This window comes from Marinobacter daqiaonensis, from assembly GCF_900115285.1.
Classification (GTDB): Bacteria; Pseudomonadota; Gammaproteobacteria; order Pseudomonadales; family Oleiphilaceae; genus Marinobacter; species Marinobacter daqiaonensis.
On the sequence record NZ_FOYW01000001.1, the window covers coordinates 799,634 to 822,787 of the forward strand.

Consider the following 23,154-nt stretch of genomic DNA (forward strand, 5'->3'; position numbering starts at 1 on the left):
TGCATTCCAGGCTTTTGGATACTCCTTCCCTACGTACAACTGCCCTGCCCCAGCGCTCCGTCTGCTTTTTGGGTTACCCCGATGCAGGTAAGAAAAAAGGTCCCGTGAGGGCGCAACGTTCAGAAACACAGGAAAGATCAATGTCTGACACAAAAACCGGCCACGTAAAGTGGTTCAATGAGTCCAAGGGTTTTGGCTTTATTGCCCAGGACGGTGGTAGCGACGTTTTCGTTCACTACAGTGCAATCAACTCAAGCGGGTTCCGGACCCTGACCGAAGGTCAGCAGGTACAGTTCACCGTTACCCAGGGACCGAAAGGCCCCCAGGCGGAAAACGTAACCCCGATGTAAGGTTATGGGTTCCGGCCAATGCCCCTCACGGGCCTTGGAAACCAGTAAAGCCGGCAAATGCCGGCTTTACTGCGTTCTGGGGCAGGCATTCTGGCCAGCCCCGGGGCCATCGGATCAGGCGGTCACGGCCTCATGACCACTTGCCATGGTCCGGCTTGAGCCCAGGTGATTTCCCACCGCCGACAAAAGTGCCTGAAGCGTGGCCGATGTCGTGTCTTCCGCCAGCGCGGCAGCACTGCGTATCTCGCCATCCGCGACAATGCGGATGCAGGCCATGGCATTGGCACTGGTACCTTCACCCAGGGCGAACTCGTCGTAGGCCTCCACCGCCACGCTGACGCCATAGGTTTGCTCCAGGGCGGCCACGACCGCCTCCACTGCACCCAGCCCATGTCCTTTCAGTTCGATGCCCTGGCTGCCGAATTTCACGGTGGCGTTTACCCCTTCCTCGTCCCGGTGCAGGTCATAGGTGGACAGGCGCCATTCCTCGTGGACATCCAGGTAACGCTGCTCGAACAGCCGGTGAATGGTGAGGGAATCGATCTCTCCGCCATTGGTCTCCGCCTCTTTCTGGACACACTGACTGAACTCGATCTGCAACCAGCGCGGCAGGCTGATGTTGTAGTCACGCTCCAGTACGTGGGCCACGCCCCCCTTGCCGGACTGACTGTTGATGCGGACCACCTCCTCGTAGCGACGCCCCAGGTCATGGGGATCGATGGGCAGGTAGGCAACGTTCCACGGGTCGCCCTCGCTGCGATAGGCCAGGCACTTGCGGATGGCGTCCTGGTGGCTGCCGGAGAAGGCGGTGAATACCAGCTCGCCGGCGTAAGGGTGGCGGGGATGGGTCGCGATTTCAGTGCAGGCCTCCACCACGTCGGTGATCTCCGCCATATTGGACAGGTCCAGGGTGGGGTCGATCCCCTGGCTGTAGAGGTTCATGGCCATGGTCACCAGGTCCATGTTGCCGGTGCGTTCGCCATTCCCCATGAGAGTGCCCTCGACCCGGTCGGCGCCGGCCATTACCGCCAGTTCGGCGGCGGCCACGCCACAGCCCCGGTCGTTATGGGTATGCACGCTGATGCTCAGGTGTTCGCGCCGGCGGATGTTGTCGCAGATCCATTCAATCTGGTCCGCGAACACATTGGGAGTGGCCATTTCCACGGTCGCGGGCAGGTTGATGATGACCTTCTGGCCCAGATCCGGACGCCAGACCTCGGTTACCGCATCGACAACCTCGGCGGCGTAGTCCAGCTCGGTGCCGGTGAAACTCTCCGGGGAGTACTGGAAGGTCCAGTCGGTATCGGGGTAACGGGTGGCAATCTCCTTCACCAGCCTGGCGCCATTGACGGCAATCTGTTTCACCCCTTCACGGTCCATTCCGAACACCTGCTGGCGCTGGACAGTGGAGGTGGAATTGTAGACATGGACTATGGCGCGCTTCGAGCCCTCGAGGGCCTTATAAGTGCGCTCGATCAGTTCCGGACGGGCCTGGGTCAGCACCTGGATGCGCACGTCATCGGGAATCCGGTCTTCTTCGATCAACTTGCGGCAGAAATCGAAATCCGGCTGGCTGGCTGCCGGGAAGCCGATCTCGATCTCCTTGAATCCCACTTTCACCAACAGATCAAACAGACGCTGTTTCTGGGCGACGGTCATGGGCTTTACCAGTGCCTGGTTGCCATCCCGAAGATCAACGGCACACCAGGTGGGGGCCTCCTGGATGACTTGATCCGGCCAGCGACGGTCGGTTTTGCGCACCGGCTGGAAAGGGATGTATTTGCTGTGGTCGAAAGCCATGGTCGGTTTCCTTATCTCTGAATCTCTGAAACAGCTGAGTGTTACGAATAATCACCATGGTAACGCAGGAAACGAAGAATATGTTTGCTTTTTTTGCCGTCCCCGCCAGAATGTGAGCAATATTTCTTCCATAAAACCTCCGATCAGAGACATATTATGCCATCAGCGGGCAGCGAGCTGCACAAACTTGACCGTACCGACAGGCGGATCCTCGACGCACTGCAACGCAACGGGGCCCTGAATAACCAACAGCTGGCCGAAGAGGTCGGGTTGTCGCCGTCGCCCTGCCTGCGCCGGGTGCGCGCCCTTGAGGAAGCGGGCATTATCATGGAGCGGGTCACGGTGCTGGATCACAAGAAGCTGGGCCTGGCACTTACGGCCATTATCCTTATCGGCATGGACCGTCACACCCCCGAACGATTCGAGGAGTTCCAGCGGCAGGTGGCCCAGTACCCGGAAATCCAGGAGTGCTACCTGATCACCGGCCAGGACGCCGACTATATGCTGAAGGTGGTGGTACCGGACATGGACCATTACCACCAGTTCCTGCTGAACCAGATCACCCGCATTCCCGGTGTCAGTGGCGTGCATTCCAGCTTTGTACTGCGCCGGGTGATCGACACCACCGCCCTGCCCCTCAAATATCTGGAGAGTGGCGGATAAGGACCCGCCGGACCGGTTCATTTCTGCGTCAAGCCACGTACAATAAGACTTAGAACGACAACCCACTCCCTTTTCTTTGTTACGGAACCGATAATGCGAGCAAGCCGCTACCTGATTGCCACCCTCAAGGAAAATCCCTCCGACGCCGAAATCGTCAGCCACCAGCTGATGCTGCGTGCCGGCATGATCCGCAAACTCGCCTCCGGTCTTTATACCTGGTTGCCGCTGGGTCTGCGGGTCCTTCGCAAGGTGGAGCGTATCGTGCGGGAAGAGATGGACCGCAGCGGTGCCCAGGAGCTGCTGATGCCGGCGGTCCAGCCAGCGGAGCTGTGGCAGGAATCAGGCCGCTGGGAGCAATACGGCGGCGAGCTTCTGCGCCTGAGCGATCGCCATGGCCGGGACTTCTGCTTCGGTCCGACCCATGAGGAGGTGATCACCGACCTGATCCGTAACGAACTCAAGAGCTACAAGGAGCTCCCCGCCAACTTCTACCAGATCCAGACCAAGTTCCGTGACGAGCGCCGGCCCCGGTTCGGGGTCATGCGGGCCCGGGAATTCCTGATGAAGGACGCCTATTCGTTCCACGCGGACAGCGCCTCCCTGGATGAGACCTACGACCAGATGCATCGCACCTACTGCGCCATTTTTGATCGTCTGGGCCTCGACTACCGGCCGGTGGTGGCGGATTCCGGATCGATCGGTGGCAACGCATCCCACGAATTCCACGTGCTGGCCTCCTCCGGCGAGGATGAGATCGCCTTCAGCACCGCCAGTGACTATGCCGCCAACATTGAAAAGGCCGAGGCACTGGCACCCGCCGGCGAACGTCCGCAGCCGGGGGAAAGGATGGAGGAAGTGGCGACACCGGGCCAGACAACCATTGACGAGGTCTCCGGGTTCCTCAAGATTCCCGCCGACCGAACCGTCAAGACCCTGCTGGTAAAAGCGGAAAACGACGAGGGCGAAGCCGCCGGCCTGGTGGCGCTTATTCTGCGCGGAGATCACACCCTCAACGAGATCAAGGCCGAGAACCTGGCGGGCGTCGCGGAACCCCTGACCATGGCCACGGACGACGAGATCCGGGAGGCAACCGGCTGCGCACCCGGCTCCATCGGTCCGGTGAACCTGCCATTACCGGTGATTGTCGACCGGGCTGCCGCCCACCTGGCGGACTTTGTCTGCGGTGCCAACCGCGAGGGCTATCATCTCACCGGCGTTAACTGGGGCCGGGACGTGGAAGCCGGTCGCGTTGAAGACCTGCGCAATGTGGTGGAAGGCGACCCGAGCCCGGATGGCCAGGGCACCCTGGAGATCCGCCGCGGTATCGAAGTCGGTCATATTTTCAAGCTCGGGAACAAGTACAGCACTGCCATGGGGGCGACGGTTCTGGACGAAAACGGCAAGAGCACCATCCTGGAGATGGGTTGCTATGGCATCGGCGTATCCCGGATCGTGGCCGCCGCCATCGAGCAGAACCATGACGACCGTGGCATCATCTGGCCGGAGGCGATTTCGCCGTTTGAAGTGGCGATTGTAACCCTCAACGCCCACAAGTCACCGGCGGTACAGGAAGCCGGCGAGAAGCTCTACGAGCAGCTGCATCAGGCCGGGTATGATGTCCTTCTGGACGACCGCAACGAGCGTCCGGGCGTCAAATTCGCCGATCTGGAACTGGTGGGAGTGCCCCACCGGGTGGTGGTGTCGGATCGCGGCCTGGCCGCGGGCACCCTGGAATACAAGGGTCGCCGGGATGCCGACAAGCAGGACGTGGCGGTAGAGAATATCCTGCCGTTCCTCCTCAAAGCGTCACCCCGCAAGGGGCTTTAAGTAAGATCCCGTTAGTCCGCTAGAGAGCATCGGTCCGTGAGGGGCGATTACCGCGTCACGGCCCGGTGCTTTGTGCCGGGAGCGGGGGAAGGCCTGCCTGGGCCGGTACCACTCCCGGCTCCATTTCAAGAACCACCCCATAACGGGCCAGAACGTCTTTCCGGATCCTCTCGGCGAGCCTGAGCACATCGGCGCCCGTTCCTGCCGAATGGTTCACCAGCACCAGGGCCTGATGGTGGTGAACACCGACGTGGTGGTTCCGGTAGCCTTTCCAGCCGCACTGGTCAATCAGCCAGCCGGCCGCCAGCTTGATGCCGTTTTCCGCAGGATAGCCCACGATACCCGGCCAATCAGCCTCGAGCTGCTGCCACCGGGCCTCCGACACCACCGGATTCTTGAAGAAACTGCCGGCATTGGGCAAATCCCCCGGGTCCGGCAATTTCCGCCTGCGCACCGTCATCACGGCTTCGGCCACCGCCATGGGAGAGTCTGGCCGGGCATCGGCAAACCACTGAGCCAGCTCACCATAGCCAAGCCGGTAGGGCCGCGTGCGGCTCAGGGCGAGGCGGATCCCGAGAATCAGGTAACGCTCGGGCTCCTGCTTGAACAGACTGTCACGGTAGCCGAAGCGGCAATCGCCGTTAGTCAGGGTCAGCCACTTGTGTTCGACGCGATCCCAGGCATCGAGACTGACCAGGGTGTCCGCCAGCTCCACACCATAGGCGCCAATGTTCTGGACCGGGGCCGCCCCGGCGGTGCCGGGAATCAGGGCCAGGTTCTCGATGCCCCGGTAACCGGCGCCGGCGGCGTAAAGCACCGCCCGGTGCCAGTTCTCCCCGGCCGCCAGAGCCAGAACCGCCGAATCCTCCACCACTGATTCCCAATGCCGGCCGCGCAGGTCCATGTGCAGAACCAGCCCTGGAAAATCGTCACAGAACACCAGATTGCTGCCGCCACCAACCACCTGCACCGGCAGCCCCTGCGCCTCAGCCCAGGCCAGGGCATCCGTCGCCTGACGGGCACTGGTCGCCCTGACCAGATAGCGGGCCCGGGCGGGAGTCGCCATGGTACTCAGGCCCTTGAGGTCGGCCTCTTCCTGCAGCTCCCCCGGCCCCATCACGCCAGGCGCGCCCGGATATCCGCCAGCAGACCATCACTGGCTTCGGTGATCAGGTCAAGGACATGGGCAAAACCGTCGTCGCCACCGTAATAAGGGTCCGGTACCTCCTGCTCGCGCCGGTCAGGAAGAAAATCCAGAAAAAGCCTGGGCTCGGTACCACCCTGCTGCAGCCAGATATCCCGGATATCCGCCAGGTTCTGACGGTCCATTGCCAGCACATAGTGGAAGGAATCAAGATCCTCCGGCTCAAATTGCCGGGCCCGAAGGTGGCCGATATCGACACCCCTTTCAGCGGCGGCCCTGCGGGCCCGTTCGTCCGGCGCTTTCCCCACATGCCAGTGGCCGGTGCCACAGGAATCGACCTCAACCTGTTCCTCCAGGTCATGGTGGCGCAGGCGCTCACGAAAGACACCCTCGGCGGTGGGAGACCGGCAGATATTGCCAAGGCAGACGAAAAGCACACGGATCGGTTGGTTCATTGCTATCTCCCTGGGTTAGCGGGCGAGCTGCTGCCTGACCCGCTCCAGGTCGGCGGCGGTATCAACACCGGCAGGCGGCGTTTGTGCGGCCTCACTGACATGAATGCGGACACCCTGATAGAGGGCACGCAGCTGCTCGAGGCTCTCGATGGTTTCGGTTGGTGCCGGTTCCCAGCTGACGAACCGGTTCAGCAGACTGGCGCGATAACCATAGATGCCGATGTGGCGCCAGGCGATGTAGTCGTCAGGGAGGGCCGAAGGCACCTGACCTGGCTGCCACTGGTCCCTGAACCAGGGGACCGGGGCCCGGCTGAAGTAATGGGCGTAGCCCTCGGCGTCCCGCACCACTTTCACCACATTGGGATTGAACAGGTCGGCGGGTCGTTCGATGCGTTCACAGAGGGTGGCAATACCGGCATCGGGATAACGGTCCAGGGCCTCGGCGACCTGGTCGATCAACGCGGGCGGAATCAGCGGTTCGTCGCCCTGGACGTTCACGATCCGGGCGCTGTCTTCCAGCCCGAGGATCCGGACCACTTCCTGCAGCCGATCGGTACCGCTGACGTGACCCGGCGAGGTCATCACCGCCTCCGCCCCGAAGCTGTTGCAGGCTTCGAGTATCCGGTCATCGTCCGTGGCCACCAGAACCCGGCCGGCCCGGCTGCGGCATGCCTGTTCGTAGACGTGACGTATCATCGGCTTGCCGCCGATGTCGGCCAGGGGCTTGCCCGGCAATCGTGACGAGGCAAACCGGGCGGGAATCACAACCGTAAAGGACATGCCGCCTACCCCAGGGTCCGGTCCACGCGTTCCTCGGCACCCAGCGTCCGGGCCTCGGAAGCCAGCATTACCGGAATACCTTCACGGATGGGGAACGCCATGCCATCGCCGTAGCACACCAGTTCCTGGCGTTCCTTGTCCAGTTTCAGGTCCCCCTTGCAGACCGGGCAGGCCAGCATGGCAATCAGCTTCTTGTCCATGTCGTGTCTCTTGTGGTTGTCAGGTTGATCATTGGATATCCGGTGTCAGTCCCCTGGCCCTCATCTTCCGGGCCAGAGCGTGGCGCAGAGCCGGCCTGAAGGTTTCGGGAAGTCGTGCCTCCACATCCAGAACCCAGCAGTTGCCGTGGGCGAATGAACGAATCTTGACAGCGTCCTTGGCGGTCATCAACAGCGGCCTGTCGCCGGACTCGATATCCGCCGGGGAATAGTGATGGTGGTCGGGAAAGGAACGGGGCTTCACATCGGCTCCCCGGGCCCGCAATTCGGCGAAGAAGCGGCCGGGGTTGCCAATGCCTGCGATGGCATGACAGTGCCTTCCTTCCAGCCAGTCCGGGGAATGGCTTTCGCCGGTAACCAGGTTGCGAACCGCCACCGGCTCGAGATGCATGGTAAAGCGTTGGGGGTGCTCCGGCACTCCTGGCCCCGGCTCGCCATTGACCACCACGAAGTCCGCCTCGGCGACACGGGACGGCATTTCCCGCAGGGGGCCCACCGGAATCGACTCGCCGTTGCCGATGCCCCGGGAGCCATCGAAGACCACCAGCTCCAGATCACGGGCGAGGTGGTAGTGCTGAAGGCCGTCGTCGCACAGAAAAATATTGCCCAGCTCCAGGGCCATGGCGTATTCGGCCGATTGCAGACGCCGGGGATGGACCACCACCGGGCAGGCGGTCTGGGAAGCAAGCATCACCGGTTCGTCGCCAACCTCGGCGGGGTCGGACGCCGGCGTAACAACCAGGGGACGATCAGAAGGCCGCTTTGCGCCATATCCCCGGGACAGTATTACCGGACGCCAGCCCTCTGCCTTAAGCTGGCCTGCGACCCAGGCGGTCAGCGGTGACTTGCCGGTGCCCCCGGCGGTGATATTACCCACCACGATCACCGGCAGCGGTAATGGCTCGGCTTCCGCCTGCAGGCGCCGGCGGCGGTACCGGCTGACAGCCTGGTACAGCCATGCCAGGGGCAACAACGGCCAGAGCGGCCGACCCTTCCGGTACCAGAGCGTTTCAATCCGGTCTGCCATCAGCCTTCGCTGAACTGCATCTGATGAAGCTGAAAATAGGCGCCCCTGGCCGCCAGTAGCTCCTGATGACTGCCGTCCTCCACAATGCGTCCCGACTCCATGACCAGGATTCGGTCCGCCTTTTCGATGGTGGACAGGCGGTGAGCGATCACAAGCGTGGTCCGGCCCTTCATCACCTCCTCCAGTGCTTCCTGGATGTAGCGCTCTGATTCGGTATCCAGAGCGGAGGTGGCCTCGTCGAGTATCAGAATGGGCGCGTCCTTGAGCAGGGCCCGGGCAATGGCGAGCCGCTGGCGCTGGCCGCCGGAGAGCATCACCCCGTTATCCCCCACCATGGTGTCCAGACCGTTCGGCATGCGCTCAATGAACTCCAGGGCGTGGGCCTTGCGGGCCGCCTCTTCGATCTCTTCCCGGGGCTTATCCCTCAGGTCGCCGTAGGCGATATTGGCGGCAATGGTATCGTTGAACAGGACCACATTCTGGGTCACCAGGGCAATCTGGGCCCGCAACGCCGCCAGCTGGAAGTCATTCACCGGGTGATCATCAATGCGGATCTCTCCGCTCTGATAATCGTAAAATCGTGGCAGCAGACTGACCAGGGTGGATTTGCCACTGCCTGAGCGGCCCACAAGGGCAACACTCTGTCCCGCCGGGATGTCCAGGTTAATGTTGTGGAGTACATCATCCGCCTGCTGCTGGTACCGGAAACAGACGTTCTCGAGGTTTATGGCCCCCTCCACCCGCTTCGGGGCCCAGGTTCCGTCGTCACGCTCCGGCTCCTCGTCCATGGTGCCGAACACGTCGTGAGCGGCAGCCACACCTTTCTGGATCTTGGCATGAACCGAGGTGACCTGGCGAATGGGCTTGGCCATGGTGGTTGCCGCAGTGATAAACGCCACCAGCTCACCCGTGGTCATGCCGCCGCGGATTTCCGGGGAGAGCATGACCCACACCAGGGCGGCAATGGCGATGGCCACCAGCACCTGTACAACCGGGGTGGCAATGGCCTGGGTCGAGGCCATTTTCAGCCCCTGTTTCATGACCCGGTCGGCCATGTCGTGAAAACGCTTCTTTTCGTAGGCTTCGCCGCCAAAGGTGCGTACCACCCGGTAACCGGTGATGGCTTCCGAGGAAATGTGGGTGATGTCACCCATAGAGCTCTGGATGCGGCGACTGATCTTGCGAAAGCGCTTGCTGGCGTAATTGACCACCACCCCGATAAGGGGCCCTATGGCCACGAACACCAGGGTCAGCTTCCAGTTAGTGTAGATCATGAAGCCCAACAGGCCGATGATGGTCAGACCTTCCCGCAGGATGATGGTGACCGCCTTGGTGGTGGCATCGGATACCTGCTCGACGTTGAAGGTGAGCTTGGAGACCAGCCGGCCGGAGGCATTATTATCGAAATAGCGGGAGGGCAACGCGATCATCCGCTGAAAGACCTGATTACGTAGCGCGTTAACCACGTGCCGGCCGACATAGGCGATGAAATAATCGCTCATGAAGGTGCCCAGGCCCCGGAGGGCGAAGACACCCACGATCATGCCGGTAATCAGAATGCGATTCTCAGGGGTGGGGTTCTCGATGGCCTGGATGACGAATTCCATGGCCGCAGCCATGCCCGTTGAGGCGGCGGCATAGATGACGTTACCCACCACCGCCAGGGAGAAGGCCAGCCAGAACGGTTTTGCGTACTTGAGCAGACGCCCGTAGGTCTGCCAGTTGGATGCTTCAGCTTGGTTCATTGCCCTGCCAGGTGGTCGGTAACAGAAGTCCCTTGAACACTATGGGTCGTCCGACATCCTTTCGGTGGTGATGCTCAGCTGGGTAAAGCCCAGCTCGCCGGCAACGTCCATGGCCCTGACGACAAATTCATGGGGTGTGCGCGCGTCCGCGGTAATGATGAACGGCACGCCGGTTTCACCGCCGGAAGCCTCGCGAATTGCCTGCTCCAGGGTCTTGCGCTGATTGTTGACCAGCGACCGGTCATTGACAATGTAGTGCCCATCGGCATTTACCACCACGTCAATCTCGCTGACCTCCGTCTCGGCGGCCTCTCCCCTGGCCTCGGGCAGCTGGATATTGAGATGGCTTTCCCGGGTGAAGGTGGTGGACACCATGAAGAAGATCAGCAGCAGGAACACCACATCGATGAGGGGGGTCAGATCCACCCCCACTTCCTGGCTACGCTGGCGCTTGAATTTCACGGCCGTCAGGCTCCCTCGACGTCGATTTCACGGTCGCCATGGACCACTTCCACCAGCCGGATGGCTTCCTGTTCCATATCCACCACCAGGGCGTCTACCCGACGGATGAAATAGCGGTGGGCGATCAATGCGGGAATGGCAACACTGAGGCCGGCGGCGGTGGTCATGAGCGCCTCGGCAATGCCTCCGGAGAGCGCCTGGGCGTTACCCGCGCCGGTGAACTCCATCTCCGCGAACACCTTGATCATACCCACGACAGTGCCCAGCAGACCCAGCAACGGGGTAATGGTGGCAATGGTGCCGAGGGGATTGAGGAACCGTTCCAGTTCGTGAATGACCTGGCTGGCTTCGTGCTCGATGCTTTCCTTCATGACCTCGCGGCCATGCTTGGCATTCATCAGACCGCTTGCCAGAACCCGGCCCGTCGGTGATGAGGCCTGCAGAGCCTTGAGCTTGCGAGCGTTGAGATCCTTGCTCTTGATCCAGCGCCACAGCTCCGCCATGATTCCCGGCGGCGCCACCCGGGACGGCCTGAGGGTCCAGAAGCGCTCCAGAATGATGGCCAGCGCCAGGATGGAGCAAATCACAATCGGCACCATCAGAATGCCGCCAGCTTTCAGAAGCTCAAACACGCTTGGTCTCCCTGATCTGTTACAAGCGGCGCTACTTTAGCATAGCCACGAAATCACACCACACCCCTTAAGTACCGGAGCGGGAAGAAAATCGGGAGGAAAGTTCCGGAGTGGGAAGAATTACTCACTCCGCATCGGATCCAGCGCCTCCGCGGGACGAATCCAGAAGGGCGCCCGGTCCCGCCATGGGGTGATCCGGATATCTCCTTCGGCCAGGTCCAGCCTCAGGGCGCCGGTAGTCGCCGTGTTGAAGAGTTCCGCACCTGCTTCATGATAGCGCTGCACCACATCCGGATGAGGGTGGCCGTAACGATGGCGGTAGCCGGCGGTGAAAATCACCCGATCCGGCGCGAGTCCACTCACCCAGGCCTTGCCCGAGGAGGTGTTGCTGCCATGATGGGGCGCGAATACGGTCAGGCCCCTGACCCGCCCTTCCCGGGTCGGATGCCGGGCCTCCAGGAAAGCCCTTTCGACAGGCCGGGAAATGTCCCCTGGCAGGATGACCTGCTCACCACCATGGTCGATCACAACGACGCAGGAGCGGTCGTTGCTGTCCCGGGCCTGCTCCGGCGCCGCCTGCCAGAAACGGACCCGCACATCACCAATCTCCAGGGGTGGCTGCCCGCGGCAGGGGGCGACGGAAAACGGGAGGCCGGCATCGGCCAGAACCCTTCCGGGTTCGCCAGAGATCACCCGGGCAGGGGAATAATGCCGGAACAGATGCCCCAGACCTCCGGCGTGATCCCGGTCGCCGTGGCTCAGAACCAGGGTATCCAGACGCTCGACACCCACCCGCTCCAGTGATGGCACCAGTACCTCGGTGACGGCATTGTAGCCGCTGGCCGACTCCGGACCGGTATCGTAGAGCAGCGTCTCGTGGCGATGATGCACCAGTACCGACAGACCCTGGCCCACATCCCACACCCAGATCCGGGGCGTGTCCTGCCGGTGGTTCGCCGGCTGGAGGCCCGAGAACCCGGCAAGCAGGCCAGCCGATAACATCGCTGCCGCTGCCGCCCGCAGGCGCCGGTCGGGCCACCAGAGTACTGTCAGCAATACCACCGCAATAGCAAGGGCAATCAGGAAGGGCTGGCGGCCACCCGAAACCTGCACCGTGGCCAGCAATGACAACAGCCACCACAGTGGCGCCAGCACAAGATCGAACGCCAGCCCCACCCAGGGCTCCACTGACCCTGGCCCCACCAGCAGAATCCCTCCGCCGAGCAACAGGGTCGGCATCACCACAAGGGAGAGCCAGGGAATTGCCAGCAGATTGGCAATAAGGCCCACTGGCGAAGCGGCCTGGTCCAGCAGCGACAACACGGGCCACAGTCCGGCAAACACCGCCAGCTGGGCCAGGACGAGCGCCCTTAAGGGCCTCACCGCACCCTGGCGCCGACTGAACACCAGAACGAGTACCGCGACGGCTGCGAAAGACAGCCAGAAACCCTGATCCAGGGGCGACAGCGGATCCGCCGCCAGCACCAGGCCGAGGGCCACCAGCCAGCCCTGCCAGGCATTCGTCAGCTTGCCCCGGAGCAACAGCCAGCCACCGATCACCACCATCACCAGCGCGCGCCGGGTCGGCACCGTAAACCCGGCCAGCATCCCGTAGCCGAGGGCAACCACTACCGTCAGCCCCCATAATAGGTAGCGCAGCCTGGAGGCGGAGCCGGAACGGGACGGCAGGCGAGCGCCCAGCCAGCGCAGCACCAGGGCCGTCAGGCCAGCCACCAGCCCGAGGTGGAGCCCGGAAATGGCGACCAGGTGGATGGTCCCCGTGGCATTGAGCACGTCCCAATGTTGCTGGCCGAGTTCGCCGCGATACCCCAGCAACAGCGACCGGGCCAGGCCCCTGTGGTTCATGCCGGCCAGGGCATCGCCGCTGGCGGCGACAAGCTGCTGGCGCCAGCGGTGGTAGCGGCAGACCAGGCCACAGGGGGTATCGTCCGCCGGCACGACCGAGCGCACCGTGCCTGTGGCCCCGTAGCCCTTGCGGAAAAGCCAGGTTTCATAACGAAAGCCCCCGGGGTTCACCGCGCCGTGTGGGCGCTTCAGGATCACCTCCGCCGTCATCGGCGTGGGCAGGTCAAGCGTCGCCTTGTCGCCATACCAGGAAAGACGCAGTCTGCGCGGGAGGCCGGCGTCGAGCTCACCGGTGAGGCACAGGCTGAAACGGACACTCCCCCAGGCACCGGGGGACGGGGCATCGCACAGATAGCCGGTGACTTTGAGGCGGCTTCCCTCCAGCCCCGGAGAAAGCTGGTCCCACAGTCGCCACTGGGCGTGAAGCGCCGCCCAGGCCAGCCCCACGAGAAAGCACGCCAGAATCGGCCAGTCCTCCGCAACGTAGCGGTGCCGGCATCGCAGCCGCACGGACAGGCCAAGTGCTATCCCCGCCAGGGCAAGCCACAATGCCTGAGGTGGCGCCAAAAGGCTGGAGTAAAGTATGATGACGCCGCAAGAAAAGGCGGCAATCCATGCGCCCATTGATCAGACCGTCCGTAGTTAGTACTCCATCCCGGTAATTCAGAATAGTGACCAGATGGAGGACCGGCCAGGGGCTTTCCTGTTGCCCCCCGGATGTTGTTCCAATTTCGAATTTCCGGACCGCGGCCTGCCTCAGGGCCAGACCGCTCCCAGCAGACAGGCTCCTCTTCGATATGCCGAAGAAGTTCATGAAACGCTATATCCCGTCACCGGAGAAAGTGCGCTCCCTGGAGTCGCTGCGCTTTCTCGGGGATATTCTTCATGAACCGAACCTATGGCACATCAATCGCCACAGCGTTGCCCGGGCGTTCCTGATCGGCATTTTCCTGGCCCTGATCCCCATGCCTTTCCAGATGCTGGCCGCGGCCTTCGGCGCCGTTCTGTTGAACGCCAACCTTCCTCTGTCCGTCGCCCTGGTCTGGATCAGCAACCCGCTCACCATGCCGCCGATCTTCTACTTCAATTACAAAGTGGGGGCGATACTGCTCGACCGCCCGGTGATCACCTTCGAGTTTCAGCTGTCCTGGCAATGGTTCAGCGAGCGCCTGGTGGAAATCGGCATTCCGCTCTACATCGGCTCGGTGGCGGTGGCCATTGTACTTGGCTGCACCAGTTACCTCATCATCCAGTACCTGTGGCGACGCAAGGTACGGTCAGACTGGCAGAAACGCCGGTTCCGGGACTGAATCACACCGGGTGCAGCCGGCCCTGCTCCAGTCTCAGCACCCGCCCCAGACTGCGGGCCATGGACATGTCGTGGGTAACCACCACGAAGGCAATCCCCAACTGGTCGCGAAGACCTTCGATCAATCGCTGAACACTCTCGCCGGTCTGCTCATCGAGATTGCCGGTGGGCTCATCCATCAACACGCACTCAGGCTCGTTGACCAGGGCCCGGGCGATGGCAACCCGCTGGCGCTCCCCCCCCGACAGCTCTCCCGGCTTGTGCTCCAGCCGCTCGCCCAGGCCCACCTTGGCCAGCATGGCATCGGCTTTGCGGCCGGCATCACTGACCGCCATTCCATCGAGGGTACAGGCGAGCATCACGTTTTCCCGGGCGGAAAACTCCGGCAGCAGGTGGTGGAACTGGTAGACAAATCCCAGGTGCCGGTTGCGGAAACGGGCCCGTTTCGCCTCCCCCATGCGGTGGATATCCTCACCGCAGATGGCGATATGTCCGGAGGATGGCCGATCCAGCCCCCCCAGGAGGTTCAGCAGGGTGGTCTTGCCGGCACCACTGCTGCCAACGATAGCCACGGTCTCACCTGCTCCGACGGAAAGGGAGATGTCGGAAAAAATGGTGAGGGTGGTCGGTCCCTCGCGGTAGGTCCGGGTAATGGACCGGCATTCGATAACCGGCTGTTGACTGGCTTGCATGGACATTGCCTCACTCATATCTCAGGGCCTCCGCCGGATCGACCCTGGAAGCCCGCCACGCCGGATAAAGGGTGGCGAGCAGACTCATGACAAGGCCGGCGCCACTGATGATGGCCACGTCGGGCCACTGCAGGTCAGAGGGCAGGTAGCTGATGAAATAGACATCCGCGTTGAGGAACTGGTGGTTGAGCACACTCTCCAGGCCACTGATCAGATCGCTGATGTAGAGTGCCCCGAGGATACCCAGGGCGGTTCCCACCAGGGTGCCGAAGATGCCAATAATGGCCCCCTGCACCATGAAAATCCGCATGATCCGGCCCGGCGTCGCCCCCATGGTCCTGAGAATGGCGATATCTCCGGTCTTGTCGGTTACCACCATGACCAGGGTCGAGACGATGTTGAACGCCGCCACCGCCACGATGAACATCAGCAGCAGACCGATAATGGTCTTTTCCATCTGGATGGCGCTGAACAGACTGCCGTGGGTGCGGGTCCAGTCGGAAATGTAATAACGCCCACCCAGACTGAGGGCGGCCTGTTCGGCCACCACCGGCGCCGCGAAAAGATCGTCGACCAGCAGCCGCACCCCTTCGGCCTTGCCGCCGGTACGCATCAGCTTGGCGGCGTCTTCCATGTGGACCAGGGTGTAATTGCCATCCAGCTCGGCCCCGGTGCTGAAGACACCGACAACGGTGAACCGTTTCAGCCGTGGCATGACCCCTGCCGGGCTGACCGAGGCCTCCGGCAGGACCACCGTGAGCCGGTCTCCGGGCTGCAGCTTCAGGCTGACCGCCAGGGGGCGGCCGACAATAATGCCGAACTCTCCGGGAACCAGGTCATCGAGGCTGCCCTCAACCATCTGGCTGGAGACGATGGAAACGGTGTCTTCTTCTTCAGGGACGATGCCCTTGATCAGTACGCCACGGACATTACCGCCCCCCGTGACCATGCCCTGCCCTTCGATGAACGGCGCCGCCGCCAGTACCCGCGGGTGTTCGGTTACCCGCTCATCCACCGCCTGCCAGTCCTCAAGGTAGGGATCGCCCTTCACTACCGCATGGGGCACCATGCCGAGCACCTTTTCCTTGAGCTCACGATCAAATCCGTTCATCACCGACAGTACGATGATCAGCACAGCCACACCCAGCATCAGGCCGATCATGGAGGTGAGGGAGATAAAGGAAATAAAGTGATTACGTCGCTTGGCCGCGGTGTATCGCAGACCGATGTAGAAGGAAAGAGGTCGGAACATACAGGTCGCCTGTCACTGCCGGAAGTCAAAGGGTTGCTTCCGCTTTTCTGCCGCCGGGAAGCTGCTAAACTGTTAAAAATTCTGGCTATCACTTTCAACGCGTCCGCGGCCGCAGACTGGCCCGGTCTTTCGCCCGGCGCGCCCTGTTCCCCCTGGCTGTCTAGGGAGTTTCGATGTCGTCACACTCACAGGATCCGGACCGGCGCGATTTTTTCCGTGTCGAAGACCGGGTCGGCCTTGAATACCGCCGGTTACTGCCACCCACTGACGGCGACATCAAGCCGTTCGACGACGACCATCTGGACGGCCTCAAGTCCGAACTGAAACGCCTGGACATGGAAATCCGCAACCAGCTTTCGCTGCTGACCGAAAAAGACCGGTTACTGACCTCTCTGTTCAAATCACTGAACAGCAAGGTGGATACGCTGGCGCGCATTATGGCCTTTGAGCAAAATCCGTTGCAACCGCAACAGTGGCGAGACGTGACCCTGAGTGAAGGCGGTGTAAGCTTTCTGGCTCCCGCTGGTGAACTGCATCAGGGCGACCTGCTTGCCATTCGCCTCACCCTGCCACCGGAACTGTTCCAGCCCCGGGCAAGGGCGAAAGTTGTCGACGTCACTCCCCCTTCCCGTGGCCAGAGCGGTGATCAGGCTCTGGTGCATACCCGTTTCATCGAAATCCAGGAAGCGGATCGTCAGCAGATTGCGAAACACGTCATGCGATGGCAGATTCGACAGAGACAGGGTGGCGAACCATCGCAATAATGGACGCAATTGATGAATGGCGGGGGCTGCTTGCCGGGCCCCTCCGGCCGATGCCGGACGCCGCCGGGATTCGGGTCGAAAAACATTACAGAAGTTTCAGGAGAGCTGCTAATGAAAAAGCTGACGTCCGCGGCGATTGCCGCGAGTCTGGCGATATCTGCCTTCGGGCTGGCTACCGTTCCCGGTGCAACGGCCGAGGAGGTCAAGGTACCGGTAATGTCCCAGGGGGAACGGAAAAGCATGGACCTGCCCGACACCGGCCAGACCCGGGAAACGGTACGTCAGCGATATGGCGACCCGGTCAGCACCTCCGGCCCTGTTGGGGACCCACCCATCACCCAATGGCACTATCCGGGCTTTGTCGTGTACTTCGAGTACAACCGGGTTATCCACACCGTGGTCAAGCCTGCCCGCTGAATTGGCGGGAGCTTCAAAACACGCCTGACGTAAAGCCTGCAAACCGATAGAATGCGGCTCATCTCCGCGGGCGCCGGATAACGGCCTGGTCGTTTTCGCCCGCGCAACCCTGACCGTTAACCCAAGTGGATGGTTGCTACCTTGACTTCGACACGCGTGATGCCTGCCGAGTGGGCCCCCCAGAGTGCCGTCATGCTCACCTGGCCCCACCCCGGAACCGACTGGTTCAGTCGCCTGCAGGAGGTTGAGCCGGTTTTTCTCGATATCGCCAGGGCAGTGCTTCGTTTCGAGCATCTGCTGATCAGTTGCGAGCACGTTTTCCGGGCCGAGGAACTGCAGCGGGAACTCAACGCCTGGGCCGGGCAACAGCAATTGCCCGGCCGCGCCCATTGTGTTCCGGCACCAGCCAACGATACCTGGGCCCGTGACCATGGTCCCATTGCCGTTTCCACCGAAGACGGTATCCGCCTGCTGGATTTCCGCTTCAACGCCTGGGGGGGCAAGTTCCCATGGGAAAAGGACAACGCCCTGAACCGACACCTGGCGAATGCCGGCTGCTTCGGCGATATCCCCCTGGAGGCCGTGGATTTCATCCTGGAGGGCGGTTCTCTCGAGTCCGACGGCGAGGGCACCCTGCTGGTCACCAGCGAATGCCTGATGACACCTTCCCGCAACCCGGATCACGACCGCTCGGCCATTGAAACGATACTCGGGGAGACCCTGGGCGCGACCCGCGTACTCTGGCTCAACCATGGATATCTGGCCGGCGATGACACCGACAGCCACATTGATACCCTGGCCCGCTTCTGCAACCCTGACCATATCTGCTATGTGCGTTGCGACGATCCGGAAGACGAACATTTTCCGGCCCTGAGCGCCATGGAAGAGGAACTGGCGCAGTTCCGTCAGGCCGATGGCAGTCCCTATCGGCTGACCCCTCTGCCCTGGCCAGACGCTATTTATGGCGAGGAAGGGGAGCGGTTGCCGGCAACCTACGCCAACTTCCTGATCATCAACGGCGCGGTGCTGGTGCCGGTGTACGGCGTCCCCCAGGATGAGGCGGCCTTGGCGATCTTCCGGGACCTGTTCCCACTGAGAGAGATCATTTCCGTGCCCTGCCGGCCACTGATTGAGCAGCACGGCAGTCTGCACTGCGTCACCATGCAACTGCCCCCTGGAGCGGTGAACCTATGAGCGCCCGCAACATCACCAGTAACACCCTGAAAGTTGCTGCCATCCAGCAGACCTGCTCGGACAGCAAGGATGTCAGCCTGAGCACTTCCGAGCGCCTGGTCCGCCAGGCCGCCGCTCAGGGGGCCAACCTTGTGGTACTGCAGGAATTGCACAGCACCCTTTACTTCTGTCAGACCGAAGATGTTGAGGTTTTCGAGCTGGCCGAACCGGTGCCGGGACCCACAACGGAACGGCTGGGCGCCCTGGCGGCGGAGCTGGGCATTGTCCTTGTGGGGTCCGTATTCGAGCGGCGGATGAACGGTGTTTACCACAACACAGCGGTGGTGTTCGAAACCGACGGCACCATCGCCGGCATCTACCGCAAGATGCACATCCCTGACGATCCGGGCTTTTACGAGAAGTTCTTTTTCACTCCCGGCGATGCCACTTTCAACAATGGCCAGAGTGGCTTTACCCCGATCCAGACCTCTGTCGGCAAGCTCGGGGTTCTGGTGTGCTGGGATCAATGGTACCCGGAGGCGGCCCGCCTGATGGCGCTTGCCGGTGCCGAGATTCTTATCTATCCCACGGCCATTGGCTGGGACCATACCGATGAACCCGAGGAACAGGCACGCCAGCTCGAAGCCTGGGTAACGGTCCAGCGCGGCCACGCCGTGGCCAACAACCTGCCGGTGGTTGCACCCAACCGTGTCGGCAGCGAACCCGACCCCTCCGGTCATACCAGCGGTATCCAGTTCTGGGGCAACAGTTTTATCTGCGGTCCCCAGGGCGAATTCCTGGCCCGCGCCGACGAAAACAGTGAAACCGTGCTCATCGGCGAAATCGACCGGCGGTGTAGCGAGTCGGTCCGCCGGATCTGGCCGCACCTGCGGGACCGGCGCATTGATGCCTACGGCGATATCCTCAAGCGGGTACGGGACTGACGTCAGCGATGAAAAAACTGGTCGACGCGGCGGTCACGGAGCTCAACCACATCGTTCTCGGCAAGGAGCCCCAGATCCGGCTCGCCCTTTGCGGCCTGCTGGCCCAGGGGCATCTGCTGATCGAGGACATTCCCGGCATGGGCAAGACCACCCTGTCCCACGCTCTGGCGAAGGTCATGGGGCTCACTTACCAGCGCATCCAGTTCACCAATGACCTGTTGCCGGCGGATGTTCTGGGTTTCTCCATGTATGACCGTGAAGCCGGCACCCTGGTCTTCCACCAGGGTCCGATCTTCGCCCAGGTTGTGCTTGCCGATGAGGTGAACCGCGCCTCTCCACGTACCCAGAGTGCCCTGCTGGAGGCGATGGAAGAGCGCCAGGTCTCCATTGAGGGTGAAACCCGTCCCCTGCCCTGGCCATTCTTTGTCATCGCCACACAGAATCCGGCGGAACAGGGCGGCACCTATCCGCTGCCGGAATCCCAGCTCGACCGGTTCCTCATGCGACTACGGCTGGGCTACCCTGACCCCAAGGCGGAACGGGAACTGCTGGAGGGCGAGGACCGGCGCCAGATGACGGAACGCCTGCGCACCATGTTCACACCCGATGACCTGAGAACCCTGCAGGCCGGCGTTACCAGAGTGTCCACCAGCCCCGCGCTGCTGGACTACATCCAGAACCTGCTGGAGGAAAGCCGGCGCATGCCGGGCCTCCTCTATGGTCTGTCACCACGAGCCGGGCTGGGGCTGGTCAGGGCGTCCCGTGCATGGGCACTGATGAGCGGGAGGCACCATGTCCTGCCGGATGACGTACAGGCGGTGTTTGCTGCAATAGCGGGCCATCGCCTGGAACAGGGTGACTATGGCAAGGGGGAGCAGCGTGTGCGGCAGCTGCTGGATCAGGTGCCGGTCATCGGGCGCTAGTGTCGAGGCATAGCGGCATTCAATAGGGCGGATTACCGAAAACAAATTCGCACCGGGCCCCGGACTTGCTACCCTTGCCCACCTGATTCGAAACGCCGGTAAGCGGTGGCGGCAGCGGCAAATTTTCCGGCACGCCGGCGTGTCCTGCCAACGGCGAGCGAGAGCCCGATAGACAGGACCATGCCCGGATATTCATAATGCAGCGTGCAACCTCGCATTGGTAATCTTCACGCGCTGCCCAAGACACCAAGAGACAAGCGATGACAGACAGCAAACATTCCCGACTGATCATTCTCGGTTCCGGCCCGGCCGGCTATACCGCCGCTGTTTACGCGGCCCGCGCCAATCTCAAGCCCACCCTGATTACCGGTATTGAGGTGGGCGGTCAGCTCACCACCACCACCGACGTGGACAACTGGCCCGGCGACAACGAAGGCGTTCAGGGCCCGGAGCTGATGCAGCGGATGCTCATGCATGCCGAGCGGTTCGAGACCAACGTGGTCTATGACACCATCAACGAAGCCGACCTCCGTAACCGCCCCTTCCGCCTGAAGGGCGACGGCGGCGAATACACCTGCGATGCCCTGATCATAGCCACCGGCGCGTCCGCCATGTACCTGGGCCTGGAGTCGGAAGAGAAGTTCAAGGGCCAGGGCGTATCGGCCTGCGCCACCTGCGATGGTTTTTTCTATCGCAAGCAGAAAGTGGCGGTGATCGGCGGCGGCAACACCGCGGTGGAGGAGGCACTCTATCTCTCCAATATCGCTGACGAGGTTACCCTGGTACACCGCCGTGACAAGCTGAAAGCGGAGAAGATTCTCCAGGAAAAGCTGTTTGAAAAGGCCCAGAACGGCAATGTGAATATCATCTGGGACCACACCCTGGACGAGGTACTGGGCGATAACACCGGCGTCACCGGCATGCGTATCATCAGCACCAAGGACCAGGGTACTCAGGAAATTGACCTGGCGGGTGTATTCATTGCCATCGGCCACAGGCCCAATACCCAGCTCTTCGAAGGCCAGCTGGATATGGAAGGTGGCTACATCCGTATTCGTAGCGGGCTGGAAGGCATGGCTACCCAGACCAGTGTTCCCGGGGTCTTTGCCGCCGGCGATGTGGCTGACCATGTCTACCGCCAGGCCGTGACTTCCGCCGGTTTTGGCTGCATGGCTGCCCTGGACGCCGAGCGCTTCCTGGACCAGGCCTGAACGAACCACCTGCAACCGGGTGGCTGACACCGTCGGCCACCCCGGAGTAGTTCGTAGACGATGAGCGCCCTGCCCTGGTTAGATCCTGATTACCTCTGGTTCCCTCCTGCCGAGGAGGCTCTGGAGGAACCTGATGGCCTGCTGGCCCTGGGGGGCGATCTTGCGCCCGAGCGCCTGCTGCACGCCTACCGCAACGGCATTTTTCCCTGGTTCAGCGATGAACAGCCCATTCTCTGGTGGTCCCCGGATCCTCGCTGCGTCATCTTTCCGGGGCAGGTCCATGTATCCCGCAGTCTGCGCCGGACCCTGAACCAGAAGCTGTTTACCATCACCCTGGATCAGGCATTTCGCCGGGTGATCCATCTGTGCGGCTCAACCCGGGTCGAGGGCACCTGGATCACGAACGAGATGGAGCAGGCCTATGTGGAGCTTCACCGCCAGGGTCACGCCCATTCGGTAGAAGCCTGGAACAATCGGGGCGAACTGGTCGGAGGGCTTTACGGCCTGGCGCTGGGGCGCTGCTTTTTCGCGGAATCCATGTTTTCCCTGGAAACCAATGCCTCCAAGGTGATCCTGGTGCATCTCAGCAGCCAGCTGGCCCGATGGAATTACCGCGTGATCGACTGTCAGGTGGAGAGCCGGCACCTGCTCAGGATGGGCGCACGCACTATTCCCCGCAGTGATTTCCTGACTATACTCAGGGACAACGTCGACCAGTCTCCGAAACCGCACCTGTGGCAGCTGGACTGGCATTGGCAACCACCGGAGGGGAAGCGTTCATGAGCAGCCTCAGAACACTGGTTTTCTTTGCCACACCCGCCCATAAGTGCAGTTACCTGCCGGGCCGGGATGCAACCACCATGTTCGTTGACCCCAGGGCCCAGGTTGACAGGCGCCTGTACAGCCAGCTCACCGCCCTGGGCTTTCGCCGCAGTGGTTCCCATTACTACCGGCCCCACTGTGAGCACTGCAATGCCTGTGTACCGGTGAGACTGGATGCCCGCGCCTTTCGTCCGGACCGGTCCCAGCGACGGGTCTGGAAGCGGAATCAGGACCTGGATTTCCGGCTTGTGCCCGCCCACTTCTCGGAGCGTTACTATCAACTGTATGCCCGGTACATCAATGAGCGCCATGCCGATGGCGACATGTACCCCCCATCCCGGGATCAGTTCGAGTCATTCCTGGTGGAAGGCGCCACCGAAAGCCGGTTCCTGGAAATCAGTCTGGGCGACCAGCTTATTGGTCTTGCGGTGATGGACGTCCTGGATGACGGACTTTCCGCCATCTACACCATGTTCGACCCGGATCACGAGAACCGGGGCCTTGGCACCCTGGCAATCCTTTGGCAGGTGGAGGAGGCACGGCGTCGGCAGCTACCCTGGATCTATCTGGGGTACTGGATTTCCGAGAGTCGCAAGATGAACTATAAAACCCGCTTCCGCCCCATCCAGGCACTGACAGAGGGCACCTGGCAACCTTTTGAACCGGAAACCAACTGAC

Annotated in this window: 24 protein-coding genes; 12 read left to right on the forward strand and 12 right to left on the reverse strand. The window is 62.0% G+C overall.

The annotated features are described in order from the left end of the window. Positions 1–140: 140 nt before the first annotated feature. A complete protein-coding gene (locus BM346_RS03685) occupies positions 141–350 on the forward strand; it encodes a cold-shock protein (RefSeq protein WP_092008927.1) in 210 nt (69 codons plus the stop codon). Between the two features lie 114 nt (positions 351–464). On the opposite strand, the gene leuA is transcribed toward BM346_RS03685, so the two are convergent. After that, positions 465–2,150 (reverse strand): 2-isopropylmalate synthase, encoded by a 1,686-nt coding sequence (gene leuA / locus BM346_RS03690; protein ID WP_092008932.1) that lies wholly within the window; start codon positions 2,148–2,150, stop codon positions 465–467. A gap of 156 nt (positions 2,151–2,306) precedes the next feature. On the opposite strand from leuA, the gene BM346_RS03695 reads away from it, so the two are divergent. Beyond that, positions 2,307–2,813, forward strand: coding sequence for an Lrp/AsnC family transcriptional regulator (locus tag BM346_RS03695; RefSeq protein WP_092008934.1), 507 nt, complete (start codon positions 2,307–2,309; stop codon positions 2,811–2,813). 93 nt (positions 2,814–2,906) lie between these two features. Then, positions 2,907–4,640, forward strand: a complete 1,734-nt coding sequence (locus BM346_RS03700; protein WP_092008935.1) for a proline--tRNA ligase — start codon at positions 2,907–2,909, stop codon at positions 4,638–4,640. A 55-nt stretch (positions 4,641–4,695) separates the two neighbouring features. Here BM346_RS03700 and murB read toward each other — a convergent pair whose 3' ends face one another. The 9 genes from murB to BM346_RS03745 form a co-directional block, all read right to left on the reverse strand. Further along, complete coding sequence (murB, locus tag BM346_RS03705; protein ID WP_092008936.1) at positions 4,696–5,757, reverse strand: UDP-N-acetylmuramate dehydrogenase; 1,062 nt, start codon at positions 5,755–5,757, stop codon at positions 4,696–4,698. Beyond that, entirely contained in the window at positions 5,757–6,239 is a 483-nt protein-coding gene (locus BM346_RS03710; protein ID WP_092008938.1) for a low molecular weight protein-tyrosine-phosphatase, read from the reverse strand. The genes murB and BM346_RS03710 overlap by 1 nt, the downstream gene beginning before the upstream one ends. A gap of 15 nt (positions 6,240–6,254) precedes the next feature. After that, positions 6,255–7,019, reverse strand: a complete 765-nt coding sequence (kdsB, locus tag BM346_RS03715; RefSeq protein WP_092008943.1) for a 3-deoxy-manno-octulosonate cytidylyltransferase — start codon at positions 7,017–7,019, stop codon at positions 6,255–6,257. Positions 7,020–7,024: 5 nt separating this feature from the next. Then, on the reverse strand, positions 7,025–7,219 hold the full coding sequence (locus BM346_RS03720; protein WP_092008944.1) for a Trm112 family protein: 195 nt from the start codon (positions 7,217–7,219) through the stop codon (positions 7,025–7,027). Positions 7,220–7,247: 28 nt separating this feature from the next. Then, positions 7,248–8,264, reverse strand: a complete 1,017-nt coding sequence (lpxK, locus tag BM346_RS03725) for a tetraacyldisaccharide 4'-kinase (protein WP_092008946.1) — start codon at positions 8,262–8,264, stop codon at positions 7,248–7,250. Beyond that, positions 8,264–10,009, reverse strand: coding sequence for a lipid A export permease/ATP-binding protein MsbA (gene msbA, locus BM346_RS03730; protein WP_092008947.1), 1,746 nt, complete (start codon positions 10,007–10,009; stop codon positions 8,264–8,266). The genes lpxK and msbA overlap by 1 nt, the downstream gene beginning before the upstream one ends. 39 nt (positions 10,010–10,048) lie before the next feature. Continuing rightward, positions 10,049–10,471 (reverse strand): ExbD/TolR family protein, encoded by a 423-nt coding sequence (locus BM346_RS03735; RefSeq protein WP_092008949.1) that lies wholly within the window; start codon positions 10,469–10,471, stop codon positions 10,049–10,051. A gap of 5 nt (positions 10,472–10,476) precedes the next feature. Then, positions 10,477–11,103, reverse strand: a complete 627-nt coding sequence (locus tag BM346_RS03740) for a MotA/TolQ/ExbB proton channel family protein (RefSeq protein ID WP_092008950.1) — start codon at positions 11,101–11,103, stop codon at positions 10,477–10,479. A gap of 120 nt (positions 11,104–11,223) precedes the next feature. Further along, a complete protein-coding gene (locus BM346_RS03745; protein WP_092008952.1) occupies positions 11,224–13,593 on the reverse strand; it encodes a DNA internalization-related competence protein ComEC/Rec2 in 2,370 nt (789 codons plus the stop codon). Between the two features lie 173 nt (positions 13,594–13,766). Between BM346_RS03745 and BM346_RS03750 the strand changes: the two genes are divergently transcribed. Continuing rightward, positions 13,767–14,279 (forward strand): DUF2062 domain-containing protein, encoded by a 513-nt coding sequence (locus BM346_RS03750; protein WP_092008954.1) that lies wholly within the window; start codon positions 13,767–13,769, stop codon positions 14,277–14,279. A gap of 1 nt (position 14,280) precedes the next feature. Here BM346_RS03750 and BM346_RS03755 read toward each other — a convergent pair whose 3' ends face one another. After that, positions 14,281–14,988: an ABC transporter ATP-binding protein gene (locus BM346_RS03755; RefSeq protein ID WP_092008956.1), complete on the reverse strand. Its 708-nt coding sequence runs from the start codon at positions 14,986–14,988 to the stop codon at positions 14,281–14,283. After that, positions 14,981–16,222 carry a lipoprotein-releasing ABC transporter permease subunit gene (locus BM346_RS03760; protein WP_092008964.1) on the reverse strand — a complete coding sequence of 414 codons (1,242 nt, stop codon included), beginning with the start codon at positions 16,220–16,222 and terminating at the stop codon, positions 14,981–14,983. The genes BM346_RS03755 and BM346_RS03760 overlap by 8 nt, the downstream gene beginning before the upstream one ends. A 173-nt stretch (positions 16,223–16,395) precedes the next feature. On the opposite strand from BM346_RS03760, the gene BM346_RS03765 reads away from it, so the two are divergent. From BM346_RS03765 to BM346_RS03800, 8 genes are all read left to right on the forward strand, one after another. Continuing rightward, the gene (locus BM346_RS03765) at positions 16,396–16,986 is read left to right on the forward strand and encodes a PilZ domain-containing protein (RefSeq protein WP_092008966.1); all 591 of its coding nucleotides are present in this window, start codon (positions 16,396–16,398) and stop codon (positions 16,984–16,986) included. Positions 16,987–17,097: 111 nt separating this feature from the next. Beyond that, the gene (locus tag BM346_RS03770; RefSeq protein ID WP_092008968.1) at positions 17,098–17,403 is read left to right on the forward strand and encodes a hypothetical protein; all 306 of its coding nucleotides are present in this window, start codon (positions 17,098–17,100) and stop codon (positions 17,401–17,403) included. Positions 17,404–17,562: 159 nt separating this feature from the next. Next, entirely contained in the window at positions 17,563–18,597 is a 1,035-nt protein-coding gene (locus tag BM346_RS03775) for an agmatine deiminase family protein (protein ID WP_092008970.1), read from the forward strand. Further along, complete coding sequence (locus BM346_RS03780) at positions 18,594–19,520, forward strand: carbon-nitrogen hydrolase (protein WP_092008971.1); 927 nt, start codon at positions 18,594–18,596, stop codon at positions 19,518–19,520. Before BM346_RS03775 ends, BM346_RS03780 begins: the two co-directional genes overlap by 4 nt. Before the next feature lie 8 nt (positions 19,521–19,528). Next, a complete protein-coding gene (locus tag BM346_RS03785; protein ID WP_092008972.1) occupies positions 19,529–20,443 on the forward strand; it encodes an AAA family ATPase in 915 nt (304 codons plus the stop codon). 260 nt (positions 20,444–20,703) lie between these two features. After that, entirely contained in the window at positions 20,704–21,654 is a 951-nt protein-coding gene (trxB, locus tag BM346_RS03790; protein WP_092008973.1) for a thioredoxin-disulfide reductase, read from the forward strand. Between the two features lie 60 nt (positions 21,655–21,714). Further along, positions 21,715–22,437, forward strand: coding sequence for a leucyl/phenylalanyl-tRNA--protein transferase (aat, locus tag BM346_RS03795; protein WP_092008974.1), 723 nt, complete (start codon positions 21,715–21,717; stop codon positions 22,435–22,437). Further along, a complete protein-coding gene (locus tag BM346_RS03800; protein WP_092008975.1) occupies positions 22,434–23,153 on the forward strand; it encodes an arginyltransferase in 720 nt (239 codons plus the stop codon). The genes aat and BM346_RS03800 overlap by 4 nt, the downstream gene beginning before the upstream one ends. Position 23,154: the final 1 nt, after the last annotated feature.